We start from the raw sequence: 17,255 nt of genomic DNA on the forward strand, positions 1-17,255 counted from the left end.
CAAGAAATGCGTCGAAGGCTGTCTTACAGCAATTTTGCGACCTATATGCAGGGATCATGAAGGCCGATAAAACAATCGCAAAAGCGTGGATCAAGGCGCAGGGACGAGCCAGCCGTTCCAGCACTTCCATCGTAGTGATCCTCGGACTGCTCTCGACCCTTCTGGGTCTTCTGCAGGCATGGGCTCTGGCCCGGGCACTTGCTTCCATCCTGACATCCCACTCCGCCGGTGCACCACCAGCGATCGGAATGTTTCTAATGGCCAGTCTGCTTCGAGTAGGACTGGGTGTTATTCAGGAAGTCATGGCCTCACGTTCAAGTCTTGCTGCGCGTCGTCGGTTACGCTCGGAAATTCTTGCGCGTATCCTCGGGGAAGGACCCGCTCTTCTCCGCCGCCAACATAGCTCTGTCATCGCCTCAACTCTGGTCGATCGCATAGAAGCTTTGGACGGGTATTTTGCACGCTGGCTGCCTGCTTCAGCCCTTTGGCTGGTTTCTCAGTGGATCGTGGTTGCGGCCGTATTTTGGCAAAATCATCAAGCGGGCATTCTTCTTGCGATCTGTTGCGCCACTCTGCCTGTTTTCCAGGCTATTTTTGGCATCGCTACAGCCGTCGCGTCCCGCAAGCAGTTTCTGGCCATGACCCGCCTTCAGACGCGATTTCTGGACCGCGTCAAAGGAATTGCAACCATCGTTCTGTCGGGTGGTACGGAGCGTGAAACACAGGCATTGGCCAACAGTGCCGATGATCTGCGTCTACGGACAATGAAAGTGCTCCGCATCGCTTTCCTCGCATCTGCAACGACAGATGTGGCTATGGTTGTCGCTCTCGTACTGATTGTCATCACACAGAGCCATAGTCTCAGCAGTTCGACGCCAGAATTGACCCTGACCCGCGCTCTTTATGCAATCCTGTTGGTGCCAGAAGCATTCGCGTCTTTCCGTGCTCTTTCTGCGGCGTATCAAGACAGAGCCCATGCGTCAGCCGCAGCAGAAGCCATGCATGCACTCGCTCCCATGCCGGAAGAAAGCCATGTTGTGGGTTGTTCTGCCACAGACGCACCAGCCAGCCTGGCGATTATGGCAGAAAATCTTTCTTTTGCATGGACCGAAGACCGCGGCCCCGTCATTCACGACGTCAGCTTTAAACTTCCCGCTGGTGAAACACTGATCCTGGAAGGCCCATCCGGATCAGGAAAATCAACGCTCCTTGAGCTGCTTCTTGGCTTCGTTACACCATCCGAAGGGTCGATCTTCCTCGGCAGCCAGAACATGGCCAACATGACGCCCCGTCAAATCTCTGCACAGATCAGCTGGATTGGGCAGAAACCTGTTCTATTTGCTGGCACGATCAGGGAAAATATTCTCTTTGCCAAACCTGAAGCCTCTGATCAGGAACTGAATGCAGCGATTTCTGCTGCAGCGGTCGACCATTATCTTTCCATGCTGCCGGAAGGACTTGAAACACGTATCGGCGAGGGAGGCTTCGGTCTCTCCGGGGGGCAGGCACAGCGTATTGCCATCGCGCGGGCATTCCTCAAAAACGCACCGATCCTGCTTCTGGACGAACCTACGTCCCACCTTGACCCGATAACAGAAGCTGAAATTCTGGAAAGCCTTCGCACATTGGCGCAGGGACGAACAGTTGTTCTCTGTACACACTCCGCACAGGCTCGACAGTTCCACGGGCGACACCTCGTTCTGAACAAAGGGCACGCCATCTCCTACACGGAGGAAGCCGCATGAGCGCCTCTTTTCAGTCCGAGCAACCCAAAAATGGAACTGCTCTTTCCCGTGTCATCCAAATTTGGAAGCCACATTACAGCCGCCTGATAACCGGTGGCATTATCGCAGAACTGGCTGTGTGCTCCGGCCTGCTTCTGATGGGACAAGCAGGAAGCCGCGTCGCCGCAGCTGCTGTCGGTGTCGCCGCAGGATCAATACTTCTGCAAATCGCTGGCTCCTCCCAGATCGTTCTCCGTTATTTTGAACGGCTCTACACACACGACGCCATGTTCCGTGCGCTGTCTGATCTACGTGTGTGGTTTTACCGCCGATTGGCCGGAGGGGCAGCAGCAGGTCTCGGCTTCCAGAGGTCAGGCGATCTCCTGTCGCGGCTGGTGTCTGATGTGCAGACGCTAGACAATCTTTATCTTCGCATTCTCATTCCATTAGCAGCAGCCGTTCTGACCCTTCCGGTCGCAGCTGTTGTCTGGCTGAAGGCGGGCATATTAGCCGGCCTGATCACAGGAGGATTTTTTGCCATTCTGGCATTCGTCCTGCCTTGGATCGCCGCACGCCTGTCCAGAAAATTCGGCCCCGACATTCTTCATGCAGATGCGGACCTCCGGGTAGCAGCTCTCGATCTCGCCTCCGGCTTACGGGAAGCAAGAGCTTTTGGCGCTGAAGACGTCTTGGCAAACGCCGTAACGCAACGTCAGGATGCACTGTTTGCCGCGCAGCAGCGTCAGGCGCTTCGTATGGCACTGACAAACGGGCTGGCAGGTCTGATCGCAAAAGCCGGAATCGCCGTCATCCTGTGCGCCGTCGCTGGCCTGATCTTTCAGCAATCCGCACCAGTTGTTGGTATTGCAGCCCTGTTTGTCACCATTACAGCTCTGGATGGCGTCACAGGCCTGTCCCGCGCAGGCCTCCTATACGGACAGGTCTCACACGCGGCAGAACGTATTATGGAAGTGGCCGAGCGCGGCTCTCAGGTTCCTGAAGGAACAGCAGCCCTGCCTGCTCGTCATGACATCCGCGTAGAGAATGTGACCTTCCGCTGGACGCCCGACCGGGCCCCCGTTTTTCAGGATCTGACACTCACTCTTCGTGAAGGGGAACGCGCTGCTCTGATTGGCCCTTCAGGCGCCGGAAAATCGAGCCTTGCCGCTCTGCTCCTCAAGGTCGTCGCCCCCGAAAAAGGCAAGATCCTTCTTGGCGGAACAGATATCGCAACACTTCAGAACGAAACCCTGCGTTCTCAGGTCGCGTGGCTCTCCCAGTCCAGCCATCTTTTTGATGACACCATCCGCGATAATCTGCTTCTCGGTCGCACGGACCTCTCCGAAGATGCGCTGTGGACCGCTTTGGAACAGGCGAAGATCGCAGATACGGTTCGGAGCCTTCCGGATGGTCTGGACACGTGGATTGGCGAAAGTGGTTCCAAGCTTTCTGGCGGGCAGGGGCGACGTATTGCACTGGCCCGTGTCCTGCTTTCGGACGCTCCCGTGCTCATTCTGGACGAACCAGCCACCGGTCTGGACGCAGATACAGAAAAAGCCTTTCTGGAAACCCTGAACAATGTTGGAGATGGTCGAAGCGTGCTACTGATCGCCCATCGCCTGACAGGCGTTGAGAAGCTGGATCGAATCTGGCGTCTCGAGAACGGACACGTTGTTTCAAGCGCAGGTTGACCAGCCTTTGCCGACAAGGCACCTAGAGGCCTCAATCCTTTCTTTCAGGACGTTACGCCATGGTTCGTATTCTTTCTTCCATCCGTCTTGCGGCTCCGGCTCTCGTCCTGACCGCCGCCCTCGCTGGCTGCGCGGATCAGCCCTCCCGCGACAGCTATGTCGTGTTCTTTGATCGTGACTCCGTAACCTTGAGCCCTGTTGCCCAGGCTGTCGTCACGAAGGCTGCAACGGCTGCACGCAACGAAAACGCAAAGACCATTCGTGTGGCAGGTTCCGCTGGCATGAATGGCGACCCGGCAGTTCTGAAGGAACTGGCTGACAGCCGTGCACAGGCCGTCGCAACCCAGCTCGCCAATGACGGTGTAAACGGCGCAAAAATTGAAATCCGTCCAGAGCCGGAAACAACGATTGACGCCTCACATGTTGCACTGCGCCGCGTCTCCATCACCATCAATCCGGGCCAGTGATCCGGCGCTCGGAGTGACGGAGGGACATCTGAACCCTACGCCCAGTCCGGGCCGTAATCCCGAACAGGTCCTGTCGGATGTGTTCGGGTTTTCCGGTTTCCGCGGCCTTCAGGGAGAAGCCGTAGAGACCGTCATGCGCGGTGAGGACGTTTTGGTCCTCATGCCGACCGGTGGCGGAAAAAGTCTCTGCTATCAGGTTCCAGCCCTGTGCCGAGATGGCATGGGCATCGTTGTGTCTCCCCTAATCGCCTTGATGGACGATCAGGTCGCAGGTCTTCGCCAGCTTGGTATTCGTGCAGCTGCTCTCCATTCGGAACTGGAGACAGAAGAGCGGGAAATCCTGCGCGACGATCTGCGGAACAACAAGATCGACATCCTCTACATTTCACCCGAAAGGCTTCTCCAGCCCGGAACCGGCAATTTCCTGTCAAAGCGTCAGATTTCTCTGATCGCAATTGACGAAGCACACTGCGTCTCCGCCTGGGGACATGAATTTCGTCCCGAATATCGCGCTCTTGCGTCCTTGCCGGAACTTTTCCCCAATGTTCCCCGCATTGCTCTGACGGCCACAGCCGACCCCAGAACACGGGATGATATTCTCAATGTTCTGGGAATGCCCGACGCACGGGTTCTGATGGCCAGTTTCCACCGGCGTAACCTGTTTGTGGAAGCACGCCCCAAAGGTGGCGAGAGCAAGCAGTTGCTTGAAGCGCTGGAAAGCCATCGCACCGGAGCAGCCATCGTCTACTGCGGCAGCAGGAACAAAACCGAGCGCACCGCAACCATGCTACGGGAAAAAGGTCTGACGGCTCTTCCGTATCATGCGGGCCTGTCTCCCATAGAGAAGCGTGCAACCCTTATGCGCTTTCGTTCCGGTGAAGACATGGTGATCGTCGCCACGATTGCGTTTGGCATGGGGATTGACCGGCCAGACGTCCGCTGCGTGATCCATCTGGATATGCCGTCTTCGCCGGAAGCCTATTATCAGCAGATTGGGCGGGCAGGGCGTGACGGAGAAAAGTCCGATACGCTTCTGCTGTATGGCGGTGAGGATATGGCGCGGGCTCGCCACTGGCTGGAACAGTCCAACGCTCCCGACAACGAGAAACGTGTCATGCAATCCCGGCTGGAAAGCATGATTGCTCTTACCGAAACCACAGGATGCCGAACACAGGCTCTCCTGGCCTGTTTTGGTGAAAATCTGTCAGAGCCCTGTGGACATTGCGACAACTGCATCACGCCTGTCTCCACCTTCGATGGGACAGAGGCGGCCCAGAAAGTCCTGTCCGCGATTTACCGTACCGGTCAGCGTCTTGGAGCCGTTCAGCTGACCAACGTACTTCGAGGCAAGACGAACGAAACCATCGAACGCCACGCCTATCAGCATTTATCCGTCTTCGGGATCGGGAAGGATCAGACGGAAAACTGGTGGCGAGCGGTTGTCAGGCAACTGATTGCGCGGGGTGCCATCCGCACCCATGGCGAACATGGCAGTCTGGCTCTTCAGACAGACATCGCACGCCCGATCCTGCGCGGAGACGAGAGAATTCGGCTGCGTCAGGATACGCGCCAGAGCCTGATCGCCCGCACGCCGTCCAGCAATCAGGAAAACGAGAGCCTGTCGACTGAAGAAAAAACTGTGTTCGATGCACTGCGTCAGTGGAGACTTTCAGAAGCCCGGGAACAGGAAATCCCGCCTTACGTCATCTTCCACGACTCTGTTCTACGGGACATTGCCCGGGAGCATCCAGTGAGCCATCAGGAGCTTGCCAGCATCAAAGGCGTAGGAACATCCAAGCTCGACCGGTATGGCGAATCGGTTCTGGCCGTCATCAAGGAAATCTCGGCCAAAATTATGGCCTGAGATTTCCCGGAATTGATTATACGGGCTTGACCGTAAACCCGATCGTAATGCTGTCCCCGTCAAGGAACTGGAAGGTAAACGGAATTTTCTCTCCCTGCTGCAAAGGCTTCGTGATGCCGCCGCACAACAGATGATACCCTGAGGGTGGGAAAATCATTTCCGAATTATGGGGAAGGGACAGATGGGAAAACAGATCATTCGTTGCCTGAGTCTGTTCCTGATTGGTGTGGTGTGCGGTGATGCTGGAGCAGACCGAAGACGACACCCCTTTCAGCAGATGATCCGCACCATCGTCATTGCGAATCGTGAAATAGCCGCTGGCGTATGACGTGCTGTGTGACGAGGGCGAGAGCGTTCCGTCCAGAACAACGATTTTCTGGCGGTTATGCTGGGCAGCAGGAAGCGCACCGGCATCCTGGGCAAAGCCCGGAACCGCAGAAAACGACAACAGGACAGCAAAAGCGGCAGATACCCGTTTCAACGACAGTCTCCTAAAAACAGACAGGCCCGTTTGGGTCGGAACGTATGATCCGGTAAACTGCCTCCAATTCCCCGGCCACCACAAGGCCCGAACAATCAGGACCGTCCATGCGTTGCCCTTTCTGCGGACATGAAGACACTCAGGTGAAGGACAGCCGGTCCAGCGAAGATGGAACGGCCATCCGCCGCCGTCGCGTCTGTTCCGCCTGCACCCAGCGCTTCACGACCGTTGAGCGCGTTCAGCTCCGGGAACTGACTGTCATCAAGGCCGATGGTCGCCGCGCACCGTTTGATCGGGACAAGCTCGCACGCTCCATTCGCGTGGCACTGCGCAAGCGCCCGGTTGAGGAGGAGCGTCAGGAACGACTGGTCAACGGACTGGTCCGACAGCTTGAAGCCTCCGGAGAACAGGATATTTCTTCACATCGTATCGGCGAACTTGCCATGGACGCATTGCGTGAGGTGGACGGTGTGGCTTATGTCCGCTTCGCCAGCGTCTATCGCGACTTCCGTGAAGTCGAGGCTTTCTCGAAGATCCTCGCCGACATGAACCCCATTCCCGGGGACGCACACGCGTCCCTGCCGACCAAAGACTCCCAGGAGACACCATGACCGCATCCGACGCGCCCACGAGCCACCCGACGCGCCGCAGCCGGACAATCGCCCGCGTTGCCGCTGTTCAGGCCCTGTTCCAGTGCGAACAGTCTGGCGACAATGCGGAAACCGTTCTCAACCAATTCCTCCGCCATCGCCGTGTGAGCCCGACAGCCTCGTTCGAAGACGGCCACATTCCCGACGCCGACCTGACTCTGATGCAGGAAATCGTCCGTGGCGTCACACTGAAGCAGGACAAGGTTGACCACACACTGAGCGATCTTCTTCCAGAGCAGTGGCCAATTTCCCGCCTTGATCCCGTTCTTCGCGGCCTCCTGCGCGCCGCTGTTTTCGAGATTACCGAAACAGACACTCCAGACCGCATCGTCATCAACGAGTATCTGGACGTCGCCCATGGCTTCTTCTTCGGTGATGAACCCAAGATGGTGAATGGTATTCTGGATACCCTGAGCCGCCGCGGTGAAGGCAACGCCTGATCCATGTCGGGCGAATTCAGTTTCATCGCCCGACACTTCCGGCCCCTCGCAGGCCCGGAAAGCCTTGACCTTCGAGACGACTGCGCCCTGATTTCCTGCCCTCCAGGGCAGGAACTGGCCATTTCAACCGACACAATGGTCGAGAACGTCCATTTCCTGTCGGATGATCCGCCGGAAACGCTCGGACGAAAGCTCCTGCGCTGCAATCTGTCAGATATCGCAGCCATGGGAGCAACGCCCTACGCCTACACCCTGAACGTCACCATTCCCCGAAACTCACGTTACAACGATAGCTGGTTCAACGCCTTTGTAGCCGGGCTATCAGAGGATCAGGCCCGATACAGCGTGACACTACTCGGAGGTGACACAACCTCCACATCCGGACCTCTGGTCCTCTCGGCTACGGTGTTTGGACGTTTACACAAGGGAACTGCGCTGCGGCGAAATGGCGCCATACCGGGCGACAGCTTATGGGTCACAGGCACGATAGGAGACGCCGCTCTCGGCTTGTTGGCACTTCAGGGGAAAATTTCTGACCCGTCAGGATTTCTGGCTGATCGCTATCGGTTACCGCAACCAAGAACAGGACTGATCCTAAACGGTATCGTGCATGCAGCGATGGATATTTCAGACGGGCTTATCCAGGATTGCCAGCATATTGCTGAAGAATCTGAAGTGGCCATTGATGTTCTGGCTGAGGCCGTGCCAGCGTCATCAGAAGCAAAGTCGTTGGGACCGGAGTGGTTGGAGCAACGGCTGACAGGGGGGGATGATTACGAACTGCTCCTAGCCTGTGCACCTGAGCAGGAAAACGCCCTGATTGAAATCTGTCAGCAAGCCCACACACCCATAACAAGAATAGGGTCTGTGCATTCAGGAAAGAGTGTGCGTGTGCTAAATCAGAACGGGCAGGTCATTCAGTTTTTGAAAGGCGGCTGGCAGCACTTCTGAATGCTACCAGCGCCTGTGGCACTTCAGCCTTCGATCGCACGCTCATAGAGGCGATACCGCTTGTAAGGATGCGGCACGACGGCTTCTGCAAGATTCTTCATCCGCGTATCGGATTCCTGAATCCACCCAAGCTCGACCCATTTGTAGGGAAGAGACTGACCACGACGGAGCAGCTCTGAAATCGCCAGAGATGGCAGCAGAGACCCGAGCATGGTCCCGTGCAGCTTGCGGGTTACCCCCAACAGGATCACGCGCGCAGAGTGGAACCGATGCAGCCCAAGGCGAACACCAAGCTTCACCCAGCCCAACGGTGAAGGATCACCGCCCAAATCGCCAGCAATATCGTAGAGATTTGGGACAACCAGAGCCATGGCAACAGGCTCTCCATCCTGATCGATCTGTACATAATGCTCAGGCCGTAGCAGCGGCTTGAGCTGATCGATCATAGCCTTCATTTCATAGTCCTGAAGAGGCACAAAGTTGTACTTTCCGCTCCAGGCATCATTATAAAGCGTCCGCAGAACCTCCCCCTGATCTGCAATCTGCTTCTTGGAGAGGCGTGTCAGGGAGATCGACCCAAGACGTCCTTCGCCAATCGTAAGGTCACCTGGGACCCGGAAAATCGACTCGCTGTCGTCCGTCAGATCCAGCTTGTAACTCAGCAGGTCTTCCGTGCGCTCATAACCTGCGGCTTCTACGAGCTGACCAAGCAGCTTGGGGTGCCACGGCATCGCAATCATCAAGGGCTGATCCTGCCCCTCGATCATAAGACCGGACTCACCATTTCCGCTCAGTGTCACAGGACCACGAACGCGCTCCATACCCTGCAACCGCAGCCAGTGCCGGGCGGCATCCAGCAGAGCAGCCACAACAGACGCTTCCGGTACAGCATCCAGCGCCCCGAAGGACCCGATTTTCTCACCCCAAAACTCGATTGCACGATGGTCTACGATTGCAGCAATTCGCCCGACCGGGACATTACCGCGCCATGCCAGAAAGTAACGGATGCTGGAGTGACGAAAAATCGCCGCCTTACGAGGGTTAAGGAGATCGTTCTGTTCCAGATCCAGGGAAGGAACAAATCCCGCCATTCCCGCGTAAATACGGCGGGGCAGGGTAATGAAGAGCTTCAGATGTGCCCGCGTCGTAACTGGACGGACTACTAGATCATCTTGCGGAGCGGGCGATGTCATAGGGTCGGGCCTTGCACCTCTGGTTGGAAAACAGGTTCCGGAATAAAGGGTAGCGTGCTGTTCAGACACGGGGTCGCATCTTCTGGCACGGGAAGGCTATACCTTTCCACCACCAATCCGACCATGACTTTCAATATATGGATCTTTCTTCCATGACATCGACACCGCCCAGCCGGCCCGGTCTTCAATCCCGCATCCTGATCACCGGGGCCTCAAGCGGCATCGGAGAAGCCCTTGCGCTTCATTATGCACGGGCTGGCACACATCTTGTTTTATGGGGACGTAATCAGACGCGTCTGGATCGTGTCGCAGCACAGGCCGCCAAACACGGGGCGACAACAGAAACTCTGGCACTGGACCTCTGCGACCCTGAGGCAGCCCTTGAGGCCCTTCGCAAGGCCGATGATACCACTCCAGTCGATATTCTCATTTTGGCTGCAGGCCTGGGCGATATCCGGCCGGAAGGTGAACTCACGGAACTTCCCGAGCAGGTAAAGACAATCTCGCTGGTCAACTTCACAACGCCCGTCACACTGGCGACCGAAATGGCCCGGAGAATGATCACACGGGGAGGAGGGAACATTGCCCTGATAGGCTCTGTGGCGGCATTCCATGATCTGCCCATTGCCACGGCCTATAGCGGCTCCAAAGCCGGTCTGGCCCGGTTCAGTACCGCTCTTCACGCAGCTATGACCCCGCATAACGTCCATATCACGCTAGTCTCTCCCGGCTATGTGGACACACCGATGAGCCAACGCCTGGAAGGCGCGCGACCTTTCCTGGTTTCTTCCCGCAAAGCTGCGCGCATGATCGCCCGTGCGATCGGCCAGGGCAGGGCCCATCTCCTGTTCCCATGGCCATTTGCACTTGCTCGACTACTGGAAATGCTGGTGCCGCGTCCCATCGCTCATCGCCTGCTGCGCTCTGCAGAAGTGCGACAGAGTGCGTCAAATTAGGAAAAGCAGTATCTCGTTAACTTGACGTCACGCAGCCGGTAAGCGACTGCTTCCACATTGAACCCGCCAGACAGGCCAGAGGAAAGTTGTCATGAGGGAAATCGTTGCAGTCGACATCGGGGGCACCCATGCCCGTTTCGCGATTGCAAGCATCGAGGACGGGAAGGTCATCGAGCTGGGAGAAGCCGTCACCCTGAAATGCGCCGAACACGCCAGTCTCGCGCTTGCATGGGAGGCTTTTGGTCGTTCTCTTGACCGACCAATGCCTAAAGAAGCAGGAATTGCCGTCGCCTGTCCGGTCACAGGCGAAATCCTGAAGATGACCAACAATCCATGGATCATCCATCCGTCCCAACTCGCTCAGCGGCTGCATCTGGACAATTTTGTTCTTGTGAACGATTTCGGTGCTATCGCTCACGCAGTCGCGCAGGTTGATTCTTCCTTCATGCAGCATCTCTGCGGACCGAATATCGATCTGCCCCCCCAAGGTGCCATCACAATCGTTGGTCCTGGTACGGGACTTGGCGCTGCATGCCTTCTTCGACGCGGCTCAAAGTACTTTGTCATGGAGACAGAAGGTGGCCATTTGGACTACCCGCCGCTCGATGATGTAGAAGACCGGATTCTGAAGGCCCTGCGTCAACGCTTCCGCCGCGTCTCGGCCGAACGGATCGTGTCCGGGCCAGGTCTGACAAATCTTTATGAAGTGATTGCCGAGCAGCAGGGGCTACCCATTACCCTGCGGGACAACAAGACCCTCTGGCAAAATGCAATGGAAGGCTCAGACACGATTGCCGCTGCAGCTCTCGAACGATTCTGCCTCAGCCTTGGTGCCATTTCTGGTGATCTGGCTCTCGCGCACGGTGCACAGGGCGTGGTGATTGCGGGTGGTCTGGGATTACGCCTAGCCAGCATTCTTGGAGAGTCCGGATTTGCAGAGCGTTTCGTCGCCAAGGGCCGATTTGAGGCCATGATGAGCGAAATGCCCGTCAAGATCATCACACATCCGCAGCCCGGCCTATTCGGGGCAGCAGCAGCCTATGCAGAAGCTCACTCCTAACGGGGTGAGCGAAACATCCGGATTTTCATGGGGACAAAATAAGGTCTCCTGGAGGTCCGGGCGGGAATCGAACCCACATTCGCGGATTTGCAGTCCGCTACATCACCATTCTGCCACCGGACCTCGGGGAGACAGGCGCTGTATCGTCTTTCAGAAGCTTTTGGTCAAGAGAGATATTTCAATCAGGAAGATGATTTTTCTTCTTGGAATGAACAGGCTATTAAGATCTGATTCACGAAACGCTGCGATACAGTGTTCAGACGGCAGGATATCTCATGACTTCAGGACGCAACGGCGCAAAGACAATCACTGGTCCCCTCGGACTAGGTCTTCTGACCTTCCTCCTGAGCGGCACCGCTCTTGCTCAGAAATATGATGGGAGCGGTTCACCCACCTTTGTCCCGCATACGTTGCAGGAAGCTCTTGCTACCGCCTATCTGACCAACCCGACCCTCAGGGAAGAGCGCGCGCGTCTTCGCGCGACGGATGAGCAGGTGCCTACAGCCATGGCTGGCTGGCATCCTACCATCCAGACGACCATGAACCTCAGTTACTATGATGGCCGGACCAACTACGCCTCAACAGGCGGCTCCCTGGGAAGCAATGTCGCTTACAAGACACCCGGTTACAGCGGTGGCGTCAATATTTCGCAGCCTTTGTATCAGGGTGGAAAGACTCTCGCTAGCATCCACGCAGCAACCAATCAGGTCATGGCAGAACGCGCCAAGCTGATCGCGACAGAGCAGGACGTCTTCACCAATGTCGTCAATGCCTATGTCGGCGTTATTGAAGATGAACAACTTCTACAATTGGCCATCAACAACGAGCGCGTTCTTCAGCAGCAGCTTCAGGCGACGGAAGAACGTTTTCATGTTGGCGAAATCACCCGTACAGACGTCGCACAGGCACAAGCAGCTCTGGCGAGCGCGACCGCACAACGCCAGCAGGCAGAAGGCACACTTCAGAGTGCCCAGGCCACATACCTGCAGATTGTTGGCATCGCAGCGGCTCCTAACCTTGAGCCACCTCAGCCTCTCAATCTACCGGTAAAAAGCGAAAAAGAAGCGGTTGCGCTGGCAGTTCAGAATAATCCCACTGTCGTCAATGCTCTCTTCGCGGAAGCGCAGCAGAAAGACAATGTCTCTGTCCAGATCTCAGCGATCATGCCCAAGGTCTCGGCGGAACTGAATTACCAACACTCTGTCAACCAGGGTTACAGCCGCTCCCTGACAGACAATAAATACGGCGTCATTGCTTTCCAGATCCCCATTTACCAAGGGGGTTCGGAATATTCCGCCATTCGAGGCGCACGTCAGCAAACTCAGGCAGCTCACAGAGAAGTCGATGTGCAGCGCCGTCAGGCTCTTCAAAAGGCTGCCTCCAGTTGGCAGCAGATGGTGGCCTACAAGCAGTCTATTGCCAGCGACCGGATAGCCATTTCAGCAAACGTGATCGCATTGGATGGCGTGGAACGACAGGCTCTTGTTGGCACTAGTACGACCCTTGCCGTCCTGCAGCAGCAGCAAACACTCCTGTCAGCGCAGCAAGCTCTGGTGCAGCATCTCTCCAGTCTGGTGCGGTCGTCCTACTCCGTAGCGGCGTCCATTGGCCGACTGACTGCTTCTGACCTGAAGCTTGGCGTCCCCCTTTATGATGAAAAGGCTTATTACAACGCCGTTAAAAACAAGCTGTGGGGAACAAGCGATTACGCAATCAACCAGCCCGGGCGTTAAAAACTTTCCTATAAGCTGCGGATAATTTGTAGCCCATGACCTCCTCAGTACAACCGCCGCCCCAAACGGGCCATGATGACGAAACAATTGAAACCGTTCTCCGCTCGATCCGTCAGATCCTGCATGACGATACATTGAACACTGATAAGAAGGGTCAGGTTATGACATCAGCCACACCTCAGGATGAACTTACCCTCGATCCCTCCATGATGGTTTCGGCCCCGGCCGTCACACTGTCCTCAGAGCAGAAAACAGTTGAGACTGCCTCGTCAGACGATCTCATGGGGGCACAGACCATCGCAGCGGCTGAGCATTCTCTGAAAGATCTTCAGACAGCCTTCAGTATATCCGGAAACAAGACCATTCCTTCGGATACCGTCATCAGCAATGGCAGCGGCATGACAATTGAGGATATGGTAAGAACCGAAGTCAGGGCGATGGTACGGACCTGGATGGACGCCCATCTCCCGTCTCTGGTAGAAATCCTCGTCCGTGCCGAGATCGCGCGCCTTCGCCCCAACAGCTGAAAAGCTCGCATCTTTCTTTCACTTTGACAGCCTTCGCTGACCTCTCTGGATTATCATGCTCGAAAAAAGTTTTGTTCCCGCCGAACACGAAACCTCCCTTTACGAAAACTGGGAGAAAAGCGGGGCTTTCCGTGCCGACCCAAACGCATCAGGCACACCTTTTTCGATCATGTTTCCACCACCGAATGTCACGGGAACTCTTCATCTCGGTCATGCCCTGACCTTCACCCTTCAGGACATCCTGATCCGCTGGAAGCGACAGGAAGGGTTTAATGTCCTCTGGCAGCCAGGAACCGACCATGCGGGTATCGCCACCCAGATGGTTGTCGAGCGCGCCTTGGATAAAGAAGGCATCAGCCGGACAGCTTTGGGGCGCGAAGGTTTTCTGGAGCGTGTCTGGGACTGGAAGCAGCAGTCTGGCGGTGAAATCGTTCAGCAGCTCCGGAAACTCGGAGCCTCTGCCGACTGGGAGCGTGAGCGCTTCACGATGGATGAAGGTCTGTCGAAGGCAGTGCGCAAGGTCTTTGTGCAGCTTCATCAGGAAGGCATCATTTACCGTGATCGCCGTCTGGTAAACTGGGACCCCAATTTCCGTTCAGCAATTTCGGATCTGGAAGTCGAAAACCGCGAGACCAACGGGTCGATGTGGTACATTCGTTACCCGCTTGAGGATGGTCGAACCATTACGGTAGCGACCACACGTCCGGAAACGATGCTGGCAGACGTCGCTGTTGCCGTTCATCCCGAGGATGAGCGTTATGCAGATATGATCGGGAAATTTGTCACGCTCCCCTTAACAGGCCGCCGCATTCCTGTTGTTGCGGACCTGTATTCCGATCCTGAAAAAGGGACAGGTGCGGTCAAAATCACGCCAGCCCATGATTTCAATGACTTCGAAGTCGGGAAGCGCCATGATCTGCCCGCACCGACCATGCTCGATGAAACTGCCTGCATCTGGCTTGAAGAAATACGCAGTGAATTGCAGGACATTGAAGGTCTCGCATCCGTAGAGTTTGTAAATTCTCTGGCTGGATTAAGCCGGGAAGAGGGACGCAAGCGCATCGTATCGGAACTTGAGCGCCTGGAATGGCTTGAAAAAATCGAGCCTCATAAGCTTCAGGTCCCATATGCCGAGCGCGGTGGCGCTATCGTCGAACCGCGCCTCACACTCCAGTGGTACTGCGATGCCCAGAAGCTGTCTGGCCCGGCCGTAGAAGCCGTCGAAAATGGTAAAATCGTTTTTGAGCCCCGTCAGTGGCAGAATACGTTCTTCGCCTGGATGCGGGATCTTCAACCATGGTGCATCAGTCGCCAGCTTTGGTGGGGCCATCGCATTCCGGCCTGGTACGCACCAGATGGCAGTGTTTTCGTTGCAGAAAACGAGGCTGAAGCACAGGCACAAGCAGGCGCTGGTGTTGTCCTGACACAGGACGAAGACGTTCTGGATACGTGGTTCAGTTCTGGTCTTTGGCCGTTCACGACCCTTGGCTGGCCCGATAAAACGCCGGAACTTGCCCGCTACTACCCGACAAGCGTCTTGGTGACGGGTTTTGATATCATTTTCTTCTGGGTTGCCAGAATGATGATGATGGGCCTGCATTTCATGGACGATGTGCCATTCCGCACGATTTTGATTCATGGCCTCGTCAGGGACGAAAAAGGCCAGAAAATGTCCAAGTCCAAAGGCAATGGCCTTGATCCTCTGGACCTGATTGCAGAATTTGGCGCTGATGCGACCCGTCTTGCAATCTGTGCAGGAACCGGTCCAGGTCGAGACATCAAGTTGGGCAGAAAACGCGTCGAAGAGCATCGCGCGTTTGTCACCAAACTCTGGAATGCAGCGCGCTTCCTCGAGATGAATGGTGCCGCCCCCGTAGCAGACTTTGACCCCGCCAAGGTTCAAGGCAGCCTCAGTCGTTGGATTTTGACGGAAGCCAATGCAGCGATTGCCGAAGCACAGCAGGCTTTGTCAGCCTATCGCTTCGATGAATATGCAAACTGCTGTTATCGCTTCGTCTGGAGCTGCTTCTGTGACTGGTTCGTTGAGTTCTCAAAACCGGTTTTTGCCGCCGAAAACGAAGAAACAGCAGAACTACGCACCGTCAGTGCCCATGTTCTGGGTCTGATTCTGCGCCTGATGCAGCCCGTGATACCATTTGTCACGGCAACGCTCTGGGAGCAGCTCGGCTATATTGGTGACTTCACGGCCATCCGTTGGCCGGAGGCTATGGTCGTTCAGGATGCAGATCAGGCGCGGGCGGAGCTCAATTGGGTGGTCCGCCTCATCGGTGAAATTCGGACCGTTCGTTCGGAAATGAATATTCCGCCGTCCCAGAAGGCTCCTTTGATTTTCCGTGATGTGTCATCGGAAAATCTGGCTCGTGCCAAAACCTGGGAAGAGGCTATCGGCCGCATGGCACGTGTTTCAGAAGTTGGCGTTCTGACGGGTGACATTCCTCGCAATGTAGCCCAGATCGTTCTGGACGAAGCAACAATTTTTATTCCACTGGAAGGCCTTATTGATCTCGATGCAGAGCGTGCACGTCTTGCAAAAGAGATCAGCAAGAACGAAGGTGAAATTGTTAAGGTCCGCCGCAAACTGGACAACGCCGATTTTGTTGCACGCGCAAAGCCTGAAGTGGTTGAAGAAAACCGCCAGCGTCTCGAAACTTTCGAGCACGATCTTGAACGCCTCAAGGCCGCTTTGGCACGGCTTGGCTAACCCTCTACATTTTACTCGCCTTGCTCTGGCTGTGACACTTTTCCAAGTGTCACCTGCCGGAGCCTCAGAACTCCCAACAGGCTCAAGCACACAGAAAGCTGTTTTGTTTGGCCAGACCATGGACGTGCTGGCCTTCCGGCCGCCAGACTGTCGTTTGCGAGCCATTCTGCTCGTTATGGCAGCCAAAGACCGCAACAGTGGGGCGTACCGGGACGACAGTGTCCCTCTCGCCAACGCTGTCTGCGGCGTTGTTTTCTCTCCTACATTTCCTGAAAAACAGTTTCCAACCTGGCAATACCAGCGAGGTGGTTTTCCTACTCGAAATAATGAACTTCCAGCCGCCGCCTTGGTCAAACCCCTGGAGCAATGGGCATGGCAGGAAACCGATCTTCCTCAGCTGCCTATCATTCTGATCGGCCACTCTGCTGGCGCCCAGTTTCTGGATCGTGTTGCGGCTTATGCCTCGGCCGATGAAGCCGAAATCATTCTCATGAACCCCGCCACTTATGTAGAGCCTGAAACGGACAGCCCCGTGCCATATGGCTTTAATGGCTGGTCAGAGAATATCCACCAGACCTCCCTCAAGCATTACCTGTCCGAGCACCTGACCATTCTTCTGGGATCAGACGATGTGGAAACTACGCTCGGAGCGGGCCGCATTGCGCAGGCTATGGGACAGGGACGCAATCGTCTGGAACGAGGGCAATGGGCTTTTGCACAGGCTCGGGAACAGGCTTACCGCCTGGATGTTCCCTTCAACTGGAACATCGATATTGTTCCAAATACTGGCCATGAC

At 56.0% G+C, this 17,255-nt stretch carries 15 protein-coding genes and 1 tRNA gene; 13 read left to right on the forward strand and 3 right to left on the reverse strand.

Features of this window, described 5'->3' with window-relative positions:
- Positions 1 to 56 precede the first annotated feature (56 nt).
- Genes cydD through recQ form a run of 4 tightly spaced genes read left to right on the forward strand, consistent with a single transcriptional unit; the run spans position 57 to position 5,746 of the window.
- Positions 57 to 1,745 (forward strand): thiol reductant ABC exporter subunit CydD, encoded by a 1,689-nt coding sequence (gene cydD, locus GJA01_RS11790; RefSeq protein ID WP_062503095.1) that lies wholly within the window; start codon positions 57 to 59, stop codon positions 1,743 to 1,745.
- Positions 1,742 to 3,415: a thiol reductant ABC exporter subunit CydC gene (gene cydC, locus GJA01_RS11795; RefSeq protein WP_062503094.1), complete on the forward strand. Its 1,674-nt coding sequence runs from the start codon at positions 1,742 to 1,744 to the stop codon at positions 3,413 to 3,415. Before cydD ends, cydC begins: the two co-directional genes overlap by 4 nt.
- Before the next feature lie 59 nt (positions 3,416 to 3,474).
- Positions 3,475 to 3,882 carry an OmpA family protein gene (locus GJA01_RS11800; protein WP_010501619.1) on the forward strand — a complete coding sequence of 136 codons (408 nt, stop codon included), beginning with the start codon at positions 3,475 to 3,477 and terminating at the stop codon, positions 3,880 to 3,882.
- Positions 3,836 to 5,746 carry a DNA helicase RecQ gene (gene recQ / locus GJA01_RS11805; RefSeq protein WP_253783188.1) on the forward strand — a complete coding sequence of 637 codons (1,911 nt, stop codon included), beginning with the start codon at positions 3,836 to 3,838 and terminating at the stop codon, positions 5,744 to 5,746. Before GJA01_RS11800 ends, recQ begins: the two co-directional genes overlap by 47 nt.
- A gap of 16 nt (positions 5,747 to 5,762) precedes the next feature.
- On the opposite strand, the gene GJA01_RS11810 is transcribed toward recQ, so the two are convergent.
- Positions 5,763 to 6,227: a copper chaperone PCu(A)C gene (locus GJA01_RS11810; RefSeq protein ID WP_062503091.1), complete on the reverse strand. Its 465-nt coding sequence runs from the start codon at positions 6,225 to 6,227 to the stop codon at positions 5,763 to 5,765.
- Between the two features lie 107 nt (positions 6,228 to 6,334).
- On the opposite strand from GJA01_RS11810, the gene nrdR reads away from it, so the two are divergent.
- Genes nrdR through thiL form a run of 3 tightly spaced genes read left to right on the forward strand, consistent with a single transcriptional unit; the run spans position 6,335 to position 8,268 of the window.
- The gene (nrdR, locus tag GJA01_RS11815) at positions 6,335 to 6,838 is read left to right on the forward strand and encodes a transcriptional regulator NrdR (RefSeq protein WP_010501613.1); all 504 of its coding nucleotides are present in this window, start codon (positions 6,335 to 6,337) and stop codon (positions 6,836 to 6,838) included.
- Positions 6,835 to 7,317 carry a transcription antitermination factor NusB gene (gene nusB, locus GJA01_RS11820; RefSeq protein ID WP_010501611.1) on the forward strand — a complete coding sequence of 161 codons (483 nt, stop codon included), beginning with the start codon at positions 6,835 to 6,837 and terminating at the stop codon, positions 7,315 to 7,317. Before nrdR ends, nusB begins: the two co-directional genes overlap by 4 nt.
- 3 nt (positions 7,318 to 7,320) lie before the next feature.
- The gene (gene thiL / locus GJA01_RS11825; protein WP_062503089.1) at positions 7,321 to 8,268 is read left to right on the forward strand and encodes a thiamine-phosphate kinase; all 948 of its coding nucleotides are present in this window, start codon (positions 7,321 to 7,323) and stop codon (positions 8,266 to 8,268) included.
- Between the two features lie 23 nt (positions 8,269 to 8,291).
- Here the strand turns inward: thiL and GJA01_RS11830 are convergent, their stop codons facing one another.
- Complete coding sequence (locus GJA01_RS11830; RefSeq protein WP_062503087.1) at positions 8,292 to 9,461, reverse strand: hypothetical protein; 1,170 nt, start codon at positions 9,459 to 9,461, stop codon at positions 8,292 to 8,294.
- A 152-nt stretch (positions 9,462 to 9,613) separates the two neighbouring features.
- Between GJA01_RS11830 and GJA01_RS11835 the strand changes: the two genes are divergently transcribed.
- Together GJA01_RS11835 and glk are read left to right on the forward strand one after the other, a co-directional pair.
- Complete coding sequence (locus GJA01_RS11835) at positions 9,614 to 10,417, forward strand: SDR family NAD(P)-dependent oxidoreductase (RefSeq protein ID WP_062503129.1); 804 nt, start codon at positions 9,614 to 9,616, stop codon at positions 10,415 to 10,417.
- Between the two features lie 91 nt (positions 10,418 to 10,508).
- Positions 10,509 to 11,477 carry a glucokinase gene (gene glk, locus GJA01_RS11840; RefSeq protein ID WP_062503085.1) on the forward strand — a complete coding sequence of 323 codons (969 nt, stop codon included), beginning with the start codon at positions 10,509 to 10,511 and terminating at the stop codon, positions 11,475 to 11,477.
- Positions 11,478 to 11,526: 49 nt separating this feature from the next.
- Here glk and GJA01_RS11845 read toward each other — a convergent pair.
- Positions 11,527 to 11,600: transfer RNA gene (locus GJA01_RS11845), tRNA-Cys, on the reverse strand.
- Between the two features lie 152 nt (positions 11,601 to 11,752).
- Between GJA01_RS11845 and GJA01_RS11850 the strand changes: the two genes are divergently transcribed.
- The 4 genes from GJA01_RS11850 to GJA01_RS11865 form a co-directional block, all read left to right on the forward strand.
- Positions 11,753 to 13,210 (forward strand): TolC family outer membrane protein, encoded by a 1,458-nt coding sequence (locus tag GJA01_RS11850; RefSeq protein WP_062503083.1) that lies wholly within the window; start codon positions 11,753 to 11,755, stop codon positions 13,208 to 13,210.
- Between the two features lie 35 nt (positions 13,211 to 13,245).
- Positions 13,246 to 13,737 (forward strand): DUF2497 domain-containing protein, encoded by a 492-nt coding sequence (locus tag GJA01_RS11855; protein WP_062503081.1) that lies wholly within the window; start codon positions 13,246 to 13,248, stop codon positions 13,735 to 13,737.
- A gap of 55 nt (positions 13,738 to 13,792) precedes the next feature.
- Positions 13,793 to 16,459, forward strand: a complete 2,667-nt coding sequence (locus tag GJA01_RS11860; RefSeq protein ID WP_062503079.1) for a valine--tRNA ligase — start codon at positions 13,793 to 13,795, stop codon at positions 16,457 to 16,459.
- Between the two features lie 46 nt (positions 16,460 to 16,505).
- A partial coding sequence (locus GJA01_RS11865) for a hypothetical protein (protein ID WP_099282380.1) occupies positions 16,506 to 17,255 on the forward strand: 750 nt, incomplete at its 3' end.

This window comes from Gluconobacter japonicus (assembly GCF_002723975.1).
Classification (GTDB): Bacteria; Pseudomonadota; Alphaproteobacteria; order Acetobacterales; family Acetobacteraceae; genus Gluconobacter; species Gluconobacter japonicus.

What these genes read in the sequence shown, in the direction of transcription:
- nrdR (WP_010501613.1), top strand. Translation starts at nt 6,335, where the DNA reads ATGCGTTGCCCTTTCTGCGGACATGAAGACACTCAGGTGAAGGACAGC.
- glk (WP_062503085.1), top strand. Translation starts at nt 10,509, where the DNA reads ATGAGGGAAATCGTTGCAGTCGACATCGGGGGCACCCATGCCCGTTTC.
- GJA01_RS11860 (WP_062503079.1), top strand. Translation starts at nt 13,793, where the DNA reads ATGCTCGAAAAAAGTTTTGTTCCCGCCGAACACGAAACCTCCCTTTAC.
- thiL (WP_062503089.1), top strand. Translation starts at nt 7,321, where the DNA reads ATGTCGGGCGAATTCAGTTTCATCGCCCGACACTTCCGGCCCCTCGCA.
- nusB (WP_010501611.1), top strand. Translation starts at nt 6,835, where the DNA reads ATGACCGCATCCGACGCGCCCACGAGCCACCCGACGCGCCGCAGCCGG.
- cydD (WP_062503095.1), top strand. Translation starts at nt 57, where the DNA reads ATGAAGGCCGATAAAACAATCGCAAAAGCGTGGATCAAGGCGCAGGGA.
- GJA01_RS11835 (WP_062503129.1), top strand. Translation starts at nt 9,614, where the DNA reads ATGACATCGACACCGCCCAGCCGGCCCGGTCTTCAATCCCGCATCCTG.
- GJA01_RS11800 (WP_010501619.1), top strand. Translation starts at nt 3,475, where the DNA reads ATGGTTCGTATTCTTTCTTCCATCCGTCTTGCGGCTCCGGCTCTCGTC.
- GJA01_RS11855 (WP_062503081.1), top strand. Translation starts at nt 13,246, where the DNA reads ATGACCTCCTCAGTACAACCGCCGCCCCAAACGGGCCATGATGACGAA.
- cydC (WP_062503094.1), top strand. Translation starts at nt 1,742, where the DNA reads ATGAGCGCCTCTTTTCAGTCCGAGCAACCCAAAAATGGAACTGCTCTT.
- GJA01_RS11850 (WP_062503083.1), top strand. Translation starts at nt 11,753, where the DNA reads ATGACTTCAGGACGCAACGGCGCAAAGACAATCACTGGTCCCCTCGGA.
- recQ (WP_253783188.1), top strand. Translation starts at nt 3,836, where the DNA reads ATGTTGCACTGCGCCGCGTCTCCATCACCATCAATCCGGGCCAGTGAT.
- GJA01_RS11830 (WP_062503087.1), bottom strand. Translation starts at nt 9,461, where the DNA reads ATGACATCGCCCGCTCCGCAAGATGATCTAGTAGTCCGTCCAGTTACG.